General features: G+C 64.7%; 14 protein-coding genes, 1 tRNA gene and 2 pseudogenes. 9 read left to right on the plus strand and 8 right to left on the minus strand.

Annotated elements, in window-relative coordinates; genetic code table 11:
- Positions 1-117: 117 nt before the first annotated feature.
- Positions 118-354 carry a hypothetical protein gene (locus tag IVB27_RS03745; RefSeq protein ID WP_007596614.1) on the minus strand — a complete coding sequence of 79 codons (237 nt, stop codon included), beginning with the start codon at positions 352-354 and terminating at the stop codon, positions 118-120.
- Between the two features lie 591 nt (positions 355-945).
- Between IVB27_RS03745 and IVB27_RS03750 the strand changes: the two genes are divergently transcribed.
- Entirely contained in the window at positions 946-1752 is an 807-nt protein-coding gene (locus IVB27_RS03750; RefSeq protein WP_247441513.1) for a lytic murein transglycosylase, read from the plus strand.
- A gap of 63 nt (positions 1753-1815) precedes the next feature.
- On the opposite strand, the gene IVB27_RS03755 is transcribed toward IVB27_RS03750, so the two are convergent.
- Positions 1816-2646, minus strand: coding sequence for an SDR family NAD(P)-dependent oxidoreductase (locus IVB27_RS03755; RefSeq protein ID WP_247441515.1), 831 nt, complete (start codon positions 2644-2646; stop codon positions 1816-1818).
- 132 nt (positions 2647-2778) lie between these two features.
- On the opposite strand from IVB27_RS03755, the gene IVB27_RS03760 reads away from it, so the two are divergent.
- From IVB27_RS03760 to IVB27_RS03775, 4 genes and pseudogenes are all read left to right on the plus strand, one after another.
- The gene (locus tag IVB27_RS03760; protein WP_247441517.1) at positions 2779-3153 is read left to right on the plus strand and encodes a response regulator; all 375 of its coding nucleotides are present in this window, start codon (positions 2779-2781) and stop codon (positions 3151-3153) included.
- A 55-nt stretch (positions 3154-3208) separates the two neighbouring features.
- A complete protein-coding gene (locus IVB27_RS03765) occupies positions 3209-3820 on the plus strand; it encodes a LysE family translocator (protein WP_247441518.1) in 612 nt (203 codons plus the stop codon).
- Between the two features lie 568 nt (positions 3821-4388).
- Positions 4389-5600, plus strand: coding sequence for a GGDEF domain-containing protein (locus tag IVB27_RS03770; RefSeq protein ID WP_247339351.1), 1212 nt, complete (start codon positions 4389-4391; stop codon positions 5598-5600).
- Between the two features lie 38 nt (positions 5601-5638).
- A pseudogene (locus IVB27_RS03775) lies at positions 5639-6259 on the plus strand (peptidoglycan recognition protein family protein); the annotation flags it as partial.
- Between the two features lie 551 nt (positions 6260-6810).
- Here the strand turns inward: IVB27_RS03775 and rpoH are convergent.
- Both rpoH and IVB27_RS03785 read right to left on the minus strand, forming a co-directional pair.
- Entirely contained in the window at positions 6811-7710 is a 900-nt protein-coding gene (gene rpoH, locus IVB27_RS03780) for an RNA polymerase sigma factor RpoH (protein WP_247339355.1), read from the minus strand.
- A gap of 219 nt (positions 7711-7929) precedes the next feature.
- Positions 7930-8937 carry an RluA family pseudouridine synthase gene (locus tag IVB27_RS03785; protein ID WP_247441520.1) on the minus strand — a complete coding sequence of 336 codons (1008 nt, stop codon included), beginning with the start codon at positions 8935-8937 and terminating at the stop codon, positions 7930-7932.
- On the opposite strand from IVB27_RS03785, the gene IVB27_RS03790 reads away from it, so the two are divergent.
- Both IVB27_RS03790 and IVB27_RS03795 read left to right on the plus strand, forming a co-directional pair.
- The gene (locus tag IVB27_RS03790) at positions 8936-9280 is read left to right on the plus strand and encodes a hypothetical protein (RefSeq protein WP_247441522.1); all 345 of its coding nucleotides are present in this window, start codon (positions 8936-8938) and stop codon (positions 9278-9280) included. The genes IVB27_RS03785 and IVB27_RS03790 overlap by 2 nt on opposite strands.
- 57 nt (positions 9281-9337) lie before the next feature.
- Positions 9338-9412, plus strand: a tRNA-Glu gene (locus IVB27_RS03795).
- 96 nt (positions 9413-9508) lie between these two features.
- Here the strand turns inward: IVB27_RS03795 and IVB27_RS03800 are convergent.
- From IVB27_RS03800 to IVB27_RS03810, 3 genes and pseudogenes are all read right to left on the minus strand, one after another.
- Positions 9509-10534: an alpha/beta hydrolase gene (locus IVB27_RS03800; protein ID WP_247441524.1), complete on the minus strand. Its 1026-nt coding sequence runs from the start codon at positions 10532-10534 to the stop codon at positions 9509-9511.
- 252 nt (positions 10535-10786) lie between these two features.
- The gene (locus IVB27_RS03805) at positions 10787-11179 is read right to left on the minus strand and encodes a hypothetical protein (RefSeq protein WP_247441673.1); all 393 of its coding nucleotides are present in this window, start codon (positions 11177-11179) and stop codon (positions 10787-10789) included.
- Between the two features lie 96 nt (positions 11180-11275).
- A pseudogene (locus IVB27_RS03810) lies at positions 11276-11350 on the minus strand (SEC-C metal-binding domain-containing protein); the annotation flags it as partial.
- 911 nt (positions 11351-12261) lie between these two features.
- Between IVB27_RS03810 and IVB27_RS03815 the strand changes: the two are divergent.
- Positions 12262-13752: an amidohydrolase family protein gene (locus IVB27_RS03815; RefSeq protein WP_247339361.1), complete on the plus strand. Its 1491-nt coding sequence runs from the start codon at positions 12262-12264 to the stop codon at positions 13750-13752.
- A gap of 3 nt (positions 13753-13755) precedes the next feature.
- The gene (locus tag IVB27_RS03820) at positions 13756-14706 is read left to right on the plus strand and encodes a CobW family GTP-binding protein (protein ID WP_247441526.1); all 951 of its coding nucleotides are present in this window, start codon (positions 13756-13758) and stop codon (positions 14704-14706) included.
- Between the two features lie 10 nt (positions 14707-14716).
- Here IVB27_RS03820 and IVB27_RS03825 read toward each other — a convergent pair whose 3' ends face one another.
- Positions 14717-15094 carry a tautomerase family protein gene (locus tag IVB27_RS03825; RefSeq protein WP_247339363.1) on the minus strand — a complete coding sequence of 126 codons (378 nt, stop codon included), beginning with the start codon at positions 15092-15094 and terminating at the stop codon, positions 14717-14719.
- Positions 15095-15202: the final 108 nt, after the last annotated feature.

Raw genomic sequence — 15202 nt, forward strand, 5'->3', positions numbered from 1 at the left:
ATCTTCGCCCATTGGGCGTCAGTCAAAACGAATCGGTCCATCCCAAGCTTGAATCACAACCAAGCCCCGATGAGAATCCTGAATCCCAACAGACCCTAGGTGTCGCGCGAGCGGAGCCTATTTCTTCTTCGCCCCGACCCGCTCGAGGTTCTTGATCTCAAGCGCGGGCCGGCCGGATTTTTCGGCGATCTCGCGGTCCTGCTCCATAATGAAGGCGCGTGCAGGCTCGTCGCCGTCGAGGCCGCCCAGCAATTCGGCGGGCACGCGCCGGTTGGACCGTTGAGAGCCGTCTTCATAGAAGACGTTGAAAAAGGCGAATTCGCCTTTGGGATTGGTTCCAGGTTTTTTGGCCATGGCGGCTTGTCGTCGATCAGGGCGCCGCAGTCAAATGGTGAATTGCCCGTATTCACGCGGAGCGGGGTGCCGCGCGCGAATGAAATCGTTTTGCCGGCGGGGCGCCGGGCGCCCTCTTGCCGTCTGCCGAGACCCTTCCTCAATAAACGGCGGGCCGCGAAGCCCGCCGTTTATTTTTGGTCTTCAGTGTCGCCCGGGGCTGGCGGGGCGACAACCTATAATAGAATGTTATAGGCTGCGCCACGCCATGGCAAGGCAAATCAGGGCGGTGTCGATGTCGCAGCCGGCGGATCAGACATGCGTCGGATTTCGACGCTCATGAGTTCCCAAACGAACTGCTTCGATGCTTCGATGAGCAAATGAGTTTGTCCATCTATGCGCTGCCGCAACGCAGCTAGCGTTGTGTGCACTATGTAGAAAGCGCGTTGGTCTGCGCGTCTTCCCGTCGATGCGCAGAAGTGGCGAGCGCATTTCATTTGTCGCAGCCAAGATGCGACCGGTTCTGGCGAGGTTTGCCGCTTTGACGCGAATCCGGTTCCCGGGCATGATCGCGTGCCGCTTTCGCGTTCATTCTTCAAAGGATTTTCCCGTATGTCGAGACCCGCTTTGGCCATCGCCTTCATTGCCTGTCTGGCCAGCGGATCGGCCCAGGCCGCGCGCTGCGGCGGTGACTTCAACAGCTTTGTCGCCAGCATGACCGCGGAAGCGCAAGGAGCCGGCGTCTCGGCGGGCGTGACCAGCGCGGCGCTCAGCGGGGTGGCCCAGGATGGCGCGGTGCTCGCCTTCGACCGGCGCCAGCGCTACACCTTCAATAAGAGCTTCGAGCAGTATGTCTCGACCCGGGTCGGCCCCGGCCGCATCAATGGCGGCAAGGCGCTGTTGCAGCGCCATGCCGCGCTGCTCTCGCGCATCGAGCAGCAATTCGGAGTGCCCCGCTATATCCTGGTCGCGATCTGGGGCTTGGAAAGCGATTTCGGCAAGGGCGACATCGGCAAGCTGCCCGTGATCCGCACGCTGGCGACGCTCGCGCATGACTGCCGCCGCACGGAGCTGTTCCAGGGCGAGCTGCTTGCGGCGCTGAAGATCGTGCAGCGCGGCGACCTGCCGCTGCGCGACCTGATCGGCGCCTATGCCGGCGAGATAGGCCAGACCCAATTCCTGCCGTCCTCCTACATCAAATACGGCGTCGATTTCGACGGCGACGGCCACGTCGATCTCCGCCACAGCGTCCCCGACGTGCTCGCGTCGACCGCGAACCTGCTCCACACCAGCGGCTTCAAGATGGGCCAGCCCTACGGCGAAGGCACCGCAAATTTCGAGGCGATGCGCGAATGGAACAGGGCGGTGATCTATCGCAAGACGATCGGGTATTTTGCCGATCGGCTGGCGGGGCAGTGAGGGGCGTGATGTCTCTCCGCCTTCGCCGGGACGACGTTGAAAGTGAGGCGGCGGACCACGCGGCTAGGTCCCCTTCGCCATCTTCTCCAGCTTGCGCTGCAACGGCGCCCAGTACGTCCCCGGACGGAAGCGCTGCAACAGATCCATGAAGCGGGCGTCGTTGCCGATCAGGATACGCGGCTCGTTTCTCTCGATGCCCTTGATGATGCGCAGCGCGGCGTCCGTCGGCGTGGTCTTTGCCGCGTTCTCGAACCGCTCGATCGATTGCGACCGACGCGCGTTGTCGGTGACGCCGACCCCGGTGCGCGAATTGCGCGCGATGGCGGTGGCGACGCCGCCGGGGTGCACGACCGACAACCTCACAGGGCTTCCCGCCATCGCAAGCTCGTGCCGCACGCTCTCGGAAAAGCCGCGCACCGCGAATTTAGCCGCGGCATAAGCCGACTGTCCCGGCGGCGCGATGATGCCGAAGATCGAGGAGAGGTTGACGATGTGCGCCTCGCCCATCGTCCTCAGATGTGGCAGGAAGGCGCGCGTGCCATGCACCACGCCCCAGAAATTGATGTCGAACAGCCAGTCCATCTGCGCCTGGTCGATCTCCTCGAACGAGCCCATCAGCGCCACGCCGGCATTGTTGACGACGATGCCGAGCGCGGGATGCGTTGTTGTCGCCTCGCTCGCGAACCGCGCGATGTCGTCGGGCTCGCCGACGTCGACGCGGTGCAGGCTGACCTTGCATGCGGCTCCGATCTCGGCCGCGAGCGTCTTCAGCCCGGCCTCGTCGCGATCGGCGAGCGCGAGATCGCAGCCGCGCCGCGCAAGCTCGATCGCCAGCGCGCGGCCGATGCCGCTGGCCGCTCCCGTGATGGCGGCGGCGCCGCGAATCGCAGTCATGAATCCCCCAATCAAGCCCGTCGTGCGGAACTATGATTTACATTTTTTCATAATGGAACTGAACCGCATGGCTGTTCCCACCTTAACCTACGTTACTTGATAGAGACAGACAGGCAGCATTGGGAGCCGCCAATGGGACAAGCAAAGCCATTTCGAGCAACCGCACTGATTGTGGAAGACGACCTCATGCAGAGGGAGATGCTCAGTCTTCTTCTCGAAGAAAGCGGCTACGACGTCATTCAATGCGAGAGCGCCGAAGCAGCCGAGCTTGTGCTCGACGAGAGCGCCGGCGCGCTCTGCTTGATGATGACGGACGTCCAGCTTGCCGGCCGCATGAACGGGGTCGAGCTCGCGCACGTCGCCAAGGACCGAAATCCGAAGCTCGACATCGTCGTCACCTCCGGCCGCCCCTTGATGCAGCCCTTGCCGAACGGCGCAAAGTTCTGGGCCAAGCCATGGGCGCCGCTCGACGTGCTCCGCGAGGCCGAGCTCGCGCAGCTGTCCTGACGGCGATCCCGCGGGCCGGCTTTCTTGCCCCGAGATGCGGTGATAGGGTCTGTGCATGACCTTGTCTTTCCTGCTGACCTCGCTGATCGTGGTCGCCTCGCCCGGCACCGGCGTGCTCTACACGCTGGCCGCCGCGCTGACACGCGGCTCGCGCGCGAGCATCGCGGCCGCCTTCGGTTGCACACTCGGAATCGTGCCGCACATGATTGCCGCGATGCTGGGGCTCGCCGCCGTGCTACACACCAGCGCGCTCGCCTTCGCCGCGCTGAAATTGTGCGGCGTCGCCTATCTGCTCTACATGTCCTGGCAGGCGCTACGCGAGACCGGCGCGCTGGCGGTCGACGGCGAGATTCGCGAGCGTTCGGTCGGCCGTGTGATCGTGACCGGCTTCCTGATCAACATCCTCAATCCAAAGCTGTCGATCTTTTTCCTCGCCTTCCTGCCGCAGTTCATCGCGGCGGACGAGGGTCATGTGCTGGCGCAGATGCTGGAATTGAGCGGCGCCTTCATGGCGATGACGTTTGCCGTGTTCGTGGTCTACGGCCTCTGCGCAGCCTCGGTGCGCGAGCGCGTCATCTCCCGTCCGCGCGTCATGGCCTGGCTGCGGCGGAGTTTTGCCGCCGGCTTCGCCGCACTTGGGGCCAAGCTCGCGTTCGCCGAGCGGTAGTTTTCTTCACCCCATAAAAAAGCGGGCCTCGCGCCCGCCGCCTTCAATCTCTCGCCTCTGCCGAAGCCCGGGCGGAGCGAACTCCACCCGGGCAAAAAATAAGAAGCCTCGTTACTTCTTCTTCGCTGCCTTCTTGGCCTTCTTCTTTGTCGCCTTCTTCGCCTTCTTCGCTTTCTTAGCCATAGGATCCTCTTCAGGGTTAATGGTGAAACGCGACACGAGGGATGCTCGGCGGAGGGCCAGCCTCGCAACATCCTCGACCACAAGCTCAGCAGATTCGCGCCCATATGCCCCGCGCTGTCACATCCGTGTCATCGCGTTATCCACAGCTCAGATGCATTTCCGGTGCTTTTGGTTCTTGAATCCGCATCGCGGCCGACATGCCTAACGATCCGACAACCGCGCCGGCCGTTCATGAATCCAAAACCAAAGGCATGCTTTTAAAGTTTGCAGTGAGACTCCGTTAAGCGCGACGGCCGCATTGTTGCCCGCAAGAAAACGGGGACGGGGTCATGGACGGACGGCTGCCAGGGACGGAGGGCACGACACTGCGCGTGCGGCACGCGCCATGCTGAACGTGCCGACACTCTGGACGGTGTTCGTCGTCAACTTTCTGGCGCTCGGCCTGATCTGGGCCTATGTGACGCGCTCTTATCCGAAATTCGCAGCCGCGCGGTTCTGGATGGCATCGTCCTTCATCGGTGCGACCGGCGCGATGACGGCCCTGATCCGCCTGTTCATCGCATCTCCGCTGCCGCTTCTGCTTGGCGCGGCCGGCGTCATCGCGGCGAGCTGCCTTGCCGCCATGGGCATCCAACGCTTCTATCACCGGCCGGTCTCGTGGCGCATGATGACGGCGGCGGGAGCGCTGAGCCTCGCCGGCGTCGTGTTCTTCATGGTCGGCTTCGAGCACATGCCGCTGCGCATGCTCTGCTACACGCTCGGTCAGGGCCTGCCGCTGGTGCTGTCGCTGCGTCTGTTGCTGGCGCCGCCGGAAGGCCGCGTCAGCCCGGGCGCCCGGTTGTCCGGCATCGTCATCCTCGTCATTATCGCGATCCTCGCGGTCCGCACGGCGGGCAATCTGCTCGGCGGCGATTTCTCGGCGAGCGCCGGCGGCCAGGCTCATGCGGTCATGGTGCTGGGGCTGCTGTTCCTGTCGATGACGCTCAATTTCGGCTTCCTGCTGATGGCGATGGACCGCTTGCGCAACGAGGTGGCCGACCTCGCGCTGCTCGACGATCTCACCGGTGTCGCCAACCGGCGGCATCTGTTGCAGCGGCTGGGTGAAGAATGCGCCCGCTCGGAGCGCAGCAGCGAGCCGTTCTCGCTGCTGGTGATCGATCTCGACGGGTTCAAGACCATCAACGACACCCATGGCCATGCCGCGGGCGATGCCTGCCTGCAGCACTTCACCCTGATGGCGCAAACGCGGCTGCGGCCGGGCGACATGCTCGCCCGCACCGGCGGCGACGAATTCTGCGTCGTGCTGCCGTCGTCGTCCTTGCGCGAGGCGGCCGCGATCGCCCGCCGCGTGCTCGAGGTCTGTCGTCAGGATGCCGTCAGCTGCACCGGGGGCGACATTCCGATCGCGATCTCGATCGGGCTGGCGCAGTGGGATCGCGGCATCGGCCAATTTCCGGACCGCCTGATCGCGCATGCCGACCACGCGCTCTATGCGGCCAAGAAGAACGGCAAAAACGACTTTGCCGTCTACGAGCCGGCGCCGCCGCTCCTGCCTGAGCCGATCGGTCCAGGCGAGGCCTTGCGCAAATTCGCGTAAGGGCGTGCTAATGTCTGGTCCCGCATTGGACCCGCACGATGATTTCCCGCCTGCTCGCGGCCGTACTCGCCGCTCTCATTCTGATCGCGCCCGCAGACGCAACCGACGCCGATCTGGCCAAACTCGCGCGCGCCTCCGGCACGCCCGACATTCCCGGCCTGAAAATCGTGTGGCTGGCGCCATGGGGCGATGTCGGTAACGCAAGACCATGGCGCAACATCATCGTGCACCAGACCGAGGGGCCGACGGGCTCGGCCCGCGGCGGCGCCGAGGCGCAATCGAAGAATCCCACGCGTCGCGGCGTCACATTGTGGGTCGAAACCGATGGCACGGTCTATTGGGCGGTGGCGGAGGATCTGGTGCCGACCCATGGCGACGGCGCCAACCGCAACGACAACAAGTACATCGACAACAAGCCGACCTATCGCCAGGTGGTGCGCGACAATTCGATCGGCGTCGAGTTCGCCGGCAACTATCCCGACGTCACGACCGGCCCGACCGCGGCGCAGGTCGCGGCGTGGAAGATCCTCGTCCAAATCCTGCGCGCGCGCTACGGCATCCCGCTCGACCACGTCTATGCGCACAACTGGATCGACTACAAGGACGCGCGCTATTGCGAAGGCTGCTGGCTCGCGACGCTGGCGAGGACTTGGGGAAAGAATTTAGGGGCGAGTGACGAGCTACACCGGCTCCGACATCCATCCAAAGAGCCGCCGCATCAATCCCGGCCGCCGCGGCAATTGCGGTGGTTCATCCGCCGCCAGCACGCGGTTGATGAAGTAATCCAGGAACACCATGTCGTTCGGCTCGGTGACGGCGAATTCTTCCTCGCCGAAGAAGACGCTATAATTGAAGAAGAACGGGCCCATGATCGGGATTGTCGCGGTCGAGGCGTAGTCCTTCGAGATCACGAACTCCGACGGCTCGAGGCCGTGGTCGCGCATCGCCTGCTCGACCAGCGGCAACTTGCGCATGAACTGGGCGGAAAACCCGCCCACGGTAGATTGCAAAATGATCGACACGGTGCGTGTCCGTTCTCTTGATGCTGTCGGTCCGATGTTTTTGGTCGGCCGACCGGCAGTGCGGGTTCAAGGTGCCTGGCCCCGCGTCTCCAAGAACATGCTGCACCTCACACACAAAAAAGCCGGCGTTGCCGCCGGCTTTCTGTCTCTTGTCGATCCGCCAATCTCTGGCGCCGGAGCAACCTCGCTTAGAGCGCGGCTTCCAGCGCGGCCTGTTCGGCCTTTGCGATCGTGCCCTTGACCGCGGCCTGCACCTTTTCAAAAGCGCGGACCTCGATCTGGCGGACGCGCTCGCGCGACACGCCGAACTCGGCGGCAAGGTCTTCCAGCGTCATCGGTTCATCGGCGAGGCGGCGGGCCTCGAAGATGCGGCGTTCGCGCGGGTTGAGCACGCCCATGGCGCCATTGAGGGCGTCACGGCGGTGATCATATTCCTCGTGCTCGGCCAGCATGGCTTCCTGGTTGGGCGAATTGTCGACCAGCCAGTCCTGCCATTCGCCGGCTTCGCCGTCGTCGCGGATCGGAGCGTTGAGCGACGCGTCGCCACCGAGGCGGCGGTTCATGTCGACCACGTCCTGAGCCGTGACGCCGAGACGCTTGGCAATGATTGCCACCTGGTCGGGGCGCAGATCGCCTTCGTCCAGCGCGGAAATCTTGCTCTTCGCCTTGCGCAGGTTGAAGAACAGCTTCTTCTGGTTCGCGGTGGTACCCATCTTCACGAGCGACCAGGAACGCAGAATGTACTCTTGTATCGACGCCTTGATCCACCACATGGCGTAGGTGGCGAGACGGAAGCCCTTCTCGGGTTCGAACCGCTTCACCGCCTGCATCAAGCCGACGTTGCCTTCCGAGACGACCTCGGAGATCGGCAGGCCGTAGCCGCGATAGCCCATGGCGATCTTGGCCACGAGCCGGAGATGGCTGGTGACGAGTTGATGCGCGGCGTCGCGATCGTCGTGCTCGCGCCAGCGTTTGGCGAGCATGTATTCCTGCTGGGGTTCCAGCATCGGGAACTTGCGGATTTCGCCGAGGTAACGGGAAAGGCCGGATTCTCCATTAAGGACCGGCAGTGCAGCGGTACGGGCCATAGTTAAGCCCTCCAAAGGTTCAGGCCCCCGATAGCGGCGGGCCAGGCAGACGACCGCTTTGTTAAAGCCGGTCGTAGCTGCGATGTTCCGCGTTGGTCATTTCCAACGCAGACGCAATATACCCCATGGGGGGGCAAAAAGGGAAGGATTGCTGACGTCACGTCCCCGTGTGGCAGCTATAACTTTTTGTAAGGTAAGGGCTTTCTGAAACTGCCTGCGTCATAGCGCCGCTTTCAAAGCCCCCTGGAGGAGAACCAAATCCTCCGGCAGCGGCGTCTCCCAGTGGAGTAATTCTCCAGTCCTCGGGTGCTCCAATACCAGCAAATAAGCATGCAGGGCTTGCCGTCCGAGCGCGGCCAGCGCTGCTTGCGACTCGGGGCCGAGCTGGTTCGCCTTGGTCTTGAAGTGCGGGCCGTAGACGCCGTCGCCCAGCAGGGGATGGCCGATATGGGCGAGGTGGACGCGGATCTGGTGAGTGCGCCCGGTCTCGAGCTCGCAGGCGAGCAGGCCCGCGATCGGCTTGCGGTCCCGCCCGGCAAAGCTCTCCAGAAGCTCCCAATGCGTCACGGCCTCGCGGCCGCCCTGGCGCACCGCCATCTTCTCGCGCGCATGCGGGTGGCGGTCGATCGGCGCATCAACGGTGCCGCGATGGCGGCCGGGCAGCCCCCACGCGAACGCCATGTAGCCGCGCCGCATCGGCCCGGTGCGGCCGTGATCGGCGAATTGCGCGGTGAGCGAGGCATGCGCGAGGTCGTTCTTGGCGACCACCATCAGCCCCGTGGTGTCCTTGTCCAGCCGGTGCACGATGCCGGGCCGGCGCACGCCACCGATGCCCGACAGCGAGCCTCCGCAATGGGCGATCAGCGCGTTCACCAGCGTGCCGGTCTCGTGGCCCGCCGCGGGGTGCACCACCAGCCCCCTGGGCTTGTTGAGGACGACGATGTCGTCGTCCTCGAACACGATGTCGAGGGCGATATCCTCGCCTTTCGGCTCCGGCGAGACTGCTTCCGGCACGTCGATTGTGATCGTATCGCCGGATGCGACGTGATAAGCGGGGTCGCGGATCGCGGCGTCCTTGAGGCTCACCGCGCCCGCCAGGATCAGGGCTTTCAGCCTCGATCGCGACAGGTCGGCGAGGTGCGCCGCCAGCACGCGGTCGAGCCGGGTCGAGTCCTCGTCGCCGGTGACGACAACCTCCAACCTTTGCGCAGAGCCTGAATTTTCCATGACGACGTCTGATACCGCTGTTCCCGAACCGAGCCCCGAGCAAGCCGCGATTTTCGCGCGGGTGCGGCGGATGATGCTGATCGCGGGGTTGACCACGGCGCTGGCAATCTGCGCCGTGCTGATCGCGGTGGGCTACCGCCTTTTCAAGTCGGAGGGAAGGGCACCCGAGCCGGCAGGCGACGTCACCGCCACCCTGCCGAAGGGCGCCAGAATCGTCTCGACCGGGGTTGCCGGCGACCGCCTCGTGGTCACGCTCGATGTCGGCGGGGTCACCGAGATCCGCACCTTCGACGCCCACACCTTGAAGCCGGCCGGAAAGCTGAAATTTGCCAATGAGCCGTAAAAGGCCCGTTCGGGTCCTTGCGGCGGACAAATTTCGAGGTTATTGGCTAACCCTCACGCTCCCTTCGTCTAGCGGTTAGGACGCGGCCCTCTCAAGGCTGAAACAGGGGTTCGATTCCCCTAGGGAGCGCCATTCGCGTACGAGACTGGGCAGTCCAAACCCGGCCGTTTTGCCGCCTGAAGTCGCAACGAGCGTACGCAGGAACAAGCTCGGCGCGGGCGCGCCCTCTCACGCGGTCGTGCCGTCGATCGAGCGGCGGATCACCCGCTGCACTTCCGCATTCGACAGAAACAGATCATGGTTGATGAGGCCCCAGCCTTCCTGCGAGGCATCGACCACGCGCACACCGAGCTGCGCGATGGCGGCCTTTTCGGCGGCGCCGACCCTGGTCATTCCACCTGCGATTTGTCCCGACAGCGCAAGGGCGCGATCGTTCGTCGCGGCGATCACGGTGATCTTGCCGGCAAGCGGACCGATGCGGTGGATCGCCGACGAGAACACGTCCATGTCGATATCGGGCGCGGCAAACACCACCGCGCCGATCTTGCCCGTCACCGTGTCGCCGTAGCGCGCATAGAGCTGACGCAGGCTTTCGAGCGCCAGCATGGTTCCCATGCTGTGCGCAACGATGTGCACGCGGCCGGCGCCTGGAGCCGACACCAGCGCAGAGAGCACGCGCTCGAAATCGTCGCGGGACCACATCGCGCTGTCGCGGTCATAGGCATAATCGAACAGCCCTGCCTTGGACGGCCAGGCAAACACCATGGTCCGGCCGCGGAACTTGATCCCGTCGGAGAGATGTGCGGCATCGAGCACCGCCGTCTCGAATGTCTGCTTGAAGCCGTGCACATAGATCAGCACGTCGCCGCCGCCGGCCTGCGCAACGAGATCGCCAACGTCGACCGACACCGGTTCGACCCGGTCGAGGCGCCAATCGCCAAGTCCGACCGAGGCGAGAGAAAGTCGGCTCTCGTCCGGCGCCACCAGCTTCGCCCGCGCGACCGTCATGTTGGTCGCGCGCTCCGGGCCGAACCAGGGTTTCGTGCGAGCGCCGTTCGCGGGCTTGCGCGTGGTCGCGACGAGCAATGTGGGGTCAACGGAGAGCGACGATGCGTCGAAACGCGCCCCGGCCGCACCCAGGCCGGCGCATCCGCCGAGCGCGAGGGCACTTCCCGCCGACACAAATCCGCCGAGCAGAGCGCGGCGCGAAACAGAATGACCGGAGTCGCGTTGCAGGAGACGTTGGATGATCACACGGAACCTTTTGGGAACTTCGCCCACCGTAACGCCGCCCCGCCAATTCCCTGGATGACAATGGGGGCGAGAAGACGGCGGAGCCGCTTCGCGGTCGGTTGCACGGTCTCTTACCGCTCCGTTGGATCTGATTTTCCTCATCAGTGGTGCGAGCACTCTCGGCCGTTTCGAGGTCGAAGCGCAGCGTCTGGATGGGACTCACTGACGTCCGGCAGGGAGCGCCATTCCAGCCCGACTGTATTGACGGGCTGATCAGCCGGACTGAAGCCAATCGTCCGCGGTCAGAGCTTCCAGCTCGGCGAAATACGCCTCGTTCGGATCGGACCTCGTGTCGGGGTCGCTGCCCGATTCGGCTCCGTGGATCAGATCGTGCATGTGAGCGGCAAGCACCGAGCCGATCGCATGAATGGCTTCGTGGCGGTCGAGCCCTTCGGACATCAGCCGCTCGGCCGTGCCGCGCACCGGCAGCTCGGCATCGGCAATCTGGCGCTCGACGATGGCGTGAAAGATGGCGTGCGCTTGCTCGCGCGGAAAGCGGATCCCGGCGCGCCGGTGGTACGCGACGACGAGATCAATCTGTTCCTGCTCGTCCAGCGCAAGCCACTGATCCGGGTCCGGCTCCACGAATGGATCATACTCCAGCATCGCTTCATCTTCCTGCGGCCACCCGGCAACGTCCGGGGCCTGCGCATCGACTTGGGGCAATCCGGATGACGGCTCGTCCAGCCTTTGCGAGATGAGGCAGCACTTCTTGAACTTCTTGCCGCTGCCGCAGGGGCAGGGATCGTTTCGTCCCACCTTGTTTGAATTCATCATTACGAACACCAGCGACCGGGTCGACCGTAAAAATGCTCTGCCGAGCGAAGAGACAATATGCGCGCCGGCGGCGAGCTGAGCAACTCCCCGGCCGATCGCGCAGCAGCCACGCGGCCGCCATTGCGCGGTTGTGATCACGGGACGCTGCCGTCCTGTTCTCCAGGCGCCAACTGCCTTACGGGCAAAACACTCCGATCGCCGTCAACCCCTTCCGCAGAAATATTCTGCTTTACCTAAATTCGGATTTAGCGTATCTCTCGCCGATCCCAGCCCAGCAAAGGGGCGGTCGTACGTCGTCACGAACGCGGGCTGGAGTGCGGTGGACGCGGGCGGCGTTAAAGGCGGGCTTGTGCGTGCAGGGCGAGATGAACCTCGTGAGCATGGTACGAGCCGCGATAGACGGACGGCGCTCAAGTCTTGCGGACCCTTTGGCGACGCAAGGCAGCTCGCGTACGGCGAAACCGTGTGGTCCTGGCCGTCGTTGCTACGGTCAAGCCTTTGCGAAGGCGTTATCGCGTCAACCGGCGCGTTGCCCTGGATTTCGCGGGAGTGACGGAGGCAAGAAGGAACTCGTCTCCGGGGAGAGCGCGGCATAGGCCGTCAAACCATCGCGCAGGGAAGGCCTGGTCTCGGCTGCCCTGTGGCTCCCCTGTGCATTGCGTGTGCAATCAGTTCGCATGGGGGTTTTTATGGGTGCCAGCCGGCGCCCGGTCTTCCCTGCGCCCTTTCTTTGCGAAGGGGTGAAGCGAGAAGCATAGCTCGGGCAAAACATGCCGCGAGACTGCGAGCGCGTGTCTGCGACGCGCATGTGAATAGATCTCCCTTGCGAGCATGATGCGTCGGCATCGGTGGAGGTGGTCGGACCTCCCGGAATCTGCCTTGATGCGAATTCAGGATGCGGGAGTGACGATATGAGCGGCTTGGTGATCTCTGGCGGCCGGGTGGTGGATCCCGCCAGCGGAATGGACGCCATCGGGGATGTGGCGGTGGTGGACGGCAAGGTCGCCGCGGTCGGCTCCTCGCTCGGCGGCGCCGAGCGGGTGATTGACGCGACCGGGCTCGTGGTCGCACCTGGCTTCATCGATCTGCACGCACATGGCCAGTCGATCCCGGCCGACCGCATGCAGGCGTTCGACGGCGTGACGACGACGCTCGATCTCGAAGCAGGCGTGCTGCCGGTCGGGTCCTGGTATGAGCGCCAGGCGCGGAAGGGACGCGTGCTGAATTATGGCGCCGCCGCCAACTGGGCCTTTGCGCGCATCGGCGCGATGACCGGCTCCAACGCGGAAAGCTCGCTGGAGGCGTTCGGCAACGCCATGCGCGATCGTCGCTGGATCGACAACGTGGCGAGCGATGCGGAGGTCGCCGGCATCCTCGAGCGCCTCGCACGCGGCCTGAACGAGGGCGGCATCGGTATCGGCATCCTCAACGCCTACGCGCCGGGCGCCGGCGTGCAGGAGCTGACCGCGGTCTGCCAGCTCGCGGCTGCGCAGGACGTGCCGACCTTCACCCACGTCGCCTACATGTCGCGCGTCGACCCCGAGAGCGCGGCGGAAGCCTACATTCGCCTGATCGGCTATGCCGGCGCCACCGGCGCGCATATGCACATCTGCCATTTCAACTCGTCGAGCAAGACCGATGTCGAGCGCTGCCGCGTGCTGATCGCGAAAGCGCAGGCGCAGGGCCTGCCCATCACGGTCGAGGCCTATCCGTACGGCACCGGCTCGACCGTGCTGGCGGCTGCCTTCTTCAGCGACCCCGAATTCGTCGAGCGCAACGGCACCGGCTACGATTCCGTGCAGCGGGTCACCGACGGCCATCGCTTTAGCGATCGCGAGGAGCTCTTGAAGGCGCAGGCCGAAGAACCGTCTTCACTGGTGCTGTGGCACATCCTCGACACCGAGAACAACGCGCATCATCGCGACCTCCTCGACATGTCGGTGCTCTATCCCGGCGGCGCGATCGCCTCCGACGCGATGCCGTGGACGACCTCGGACGGCAAGACCTACACCGGCGATGCCTGGCCGCTGCCGGATGACGCCACCTCGCATCCGCGTTCGGCCGGCTGCTTCACGAGATTCATCCGCGAATGGGTGCGCGAGCGCAAGACCGTGTCGCTGCTGGAAGGCGTGCGCAAATGCGCGCTGATCCCGGCGGAGATCCTGTCGCAGAGCACGCCGGCGATGCGCGCCAAGGGCAGGCTTGCGAAGGACGCCGATGCCGACATCGTCGTGTTCGACTACGAGAAGCTCAGCGACCGCGCCACGTTCACGGCGATGAACCGTCCCTCGGAAGGTGTGCGGCATCTGATCGTCAGCGGCCAGCCGCTGATCACAGATGGTGTGCTGGACGTGGCCGCGCGGCCCGGCCGGCCCGTGCGCCGCACCGTTGTCGAGGGCTGACCCATGCCGGTCCCCATTCTTCTGGTGACAGGCTTTTTGGGAGCGGGCAAGACGACTGTCGTCAACCATCTGCTGGCGCATGCGGAGGGGCGGCGGATCGCCGCAATCGTCAACGATTTCGGGGCGATCAACATCGATGCCGAGCTGATCGCCGGCGCGAGCGACGGCGTGGTCAGCCTCGCCAATGGCTGCATCTGCTGCTCGCTCCAAGGCGACCTCCTGCGCACGCTCTCGACGCTGCTGCGGCGTGATCCGAAACCGGAATACATCGTCATCGAGACCAGCGGCGTCGCCGATCCCGCCGACATCGTCCGTAACCTGATGGATCCCGTGATCCTGCGCGAGGCGCCGCTCGAAACGGTGCTCTGCGTGATGGATGCGGCGACACCGCTGGCCGCCCTGGACGATGCGCTTCAGCGTTCGCAATTGCGCGTTGCCGACATCGTGGCGTTGAACAAGCTGGATCTGGCGGACGAGGGCGCGGGCGGGCGGATGCGCGAGGCCATCCGCGCGCAGCGCGTCCCCGCCGTGGTGGTCGACGCGCCGCACGGCGAGATTCCGTCCGCGCTGCTGTTCCCCGCGACCGTCGATCGCGCGTCCGCGCCGCGCGATCCCGGGCCGCGCCGGCCGGCAGAAGAGCGCTTCGAAACGCTGAGCTGGACCTCGGACCAACCGCTCTCGCTGCCGCGCTTGCAAAAGGCGATCGGCAAGCTGGCGCCAAAACTCGCGCGGGCAAAAGGGCTGTTCGAGACCGTCGAGCAGCCCGGGCGCCAGATGCTGTTTCAATTCGCCGCCGGCCGCGCCACGCTCGTCCCTGGCGATGCCGCGCTCGCCCCCTGCGATGCGCCGGCCGAAGGCGTGCCGCGCGCGCGGATCGTCTTCATCGCCGAACTCGGGGTGCTCTCGAAAGCGGAGCTCGATGGAATCATGGAGACGTGCGTTGCGGATCGGTGAAGCTGGCGCTTCAAGCGAATTGCGCGACGCCGTGGCCGACGGACCAGTTCTCTGCCGGCGCATCGAGCACGTTGACGAACACGTCTTCGGGACGGATGCCCGGATTTTCGCCGAGCAGGTCCGCGATCCGCCGGTACAGGGCCTTCTTCTGCTCAGGAGTGCGCGAGGCGAATACGGTGATCTGGATCAGCACGGCGTCGTCGCTGCGCTTGACGTCGTAGGCATTGCCGCAGCGGAAGTTTGCGGCGGCATGTTCGCTGATGGTCATGAACTCGTCGCCTTCCGGCACGTTCAGCGCCTCGCGCATGGCGCGGTAAAGGCCGTCGAGGATCGCCTGCCGGTAAGCTTCCGGCTTTCCGGCGCGCATCGAGATATGAAGGAGAGGCATCGCGAGTTCCTCATTGACGAAAGGGGGCGTCGGCCCCAATTTGTTTTTGACGCAGCGTCTAGAATGCATGTTTTTGACACCGTGTCAAATATACCGGACAGGAGCGAA

Source organism: Bradyrhizobium sp. 197 (assembly GCF_023073375.1).
Lineage (GTDB): Bacteria > Pseudomonadota > Alphaproteobacteria > Rhizobiales > Xanthobacteraceae > Bradyrhizobium.

Coding starts and splice junctions, on each gene's coding strand:
- IVB27_RS03765 (WP_247441518.1), top strand. CDS start 3,209: ATGACCTTGTCTTTCCTGCTGACCTCGCTGATCGTGGTCGCCTCGCCC.
- IVB27_RS03805 (WP_247441673.1), bottom strand. CDS start 11,179: ATGCTGGAGTATGATCCATTCGTGGAGCCGGACCCGGATCAGTGGCTT.
- IVB27_RS03745 (WP_007596614.1), bottom strand. CDS start 354: ATGGCCAAAAAACCTGGAACCAATCCCAAAGGCGAATTCGCCTTTTTC.
- IVB27_RS03815 (WP_247339361.1), top strand. CDS start 12,262: ATGAGCGGCTTGGTGATCTCTGGCGGCCGGGTGGTGGATCCCGCCAGC.
- IVB27_RS03785 (WP_247441520.1), bottom strand. CDS start 8,937: ATGGAAAATTCAGGCTCTGCGCAAAGGTTGGAGGTTGTCGTCACCGGC.
- rpoH (WP_247339355.1), bottom strand. CDS start 7,710: ATGGCCCGTACCGCTGCACTGCCGGTCCTTAATGGAGAATCCGGCCTT.
- IVB27_RS03755 (WP_247441515.1), bottom strand. CDS start 2,646: ATGACTGCGATTCGCGGCGCCGCCGCCATCACGGGAGCGGCCAGCGGC.
- IVB27_RS03750 (WP_247441513.1), top strand. CDS start 946: ATGTCGAGACCCGCTTTGGCCATCGCCTTCATTGCCTGTCTGGCCAGC.
- IVB27_RS03770 (WP_247339351.1), top strand. CDS start 4,389: ATGCTGAACGTGCCGACACTCTGGACGGTGTTCGTCGTCAACTTTCTG.
- IVB27_RS03760 (WP_247441517.1), top strand. CDS start 2,779: ATGGGACAAGCAAAGCCATTTCGAGCAACCGCACTGATTGTGGAAGAC.
- IVB27_RS03825 (WP_247339363.1), bottom strand. CDS start 15,094: ATGCCTCTCCTTCATATCTCGATGCGCGCCGGAAAGCCGGAAGCTTAC.
- IVB27_RS03820 (WP_247441526.1), top strand. CDS start 13,756: ATGCCGGTCCCCATTCTTCTGGTGACAGGCTTTTTGGGAGCGGGCAAG.
- IVB27_RS03790 (WP_247441522.1), top strand. CDS start 8,936: ATGACGACGTCTGATACCGCTGTTCCCGAACCGAGCCCCGAGCAAGCC.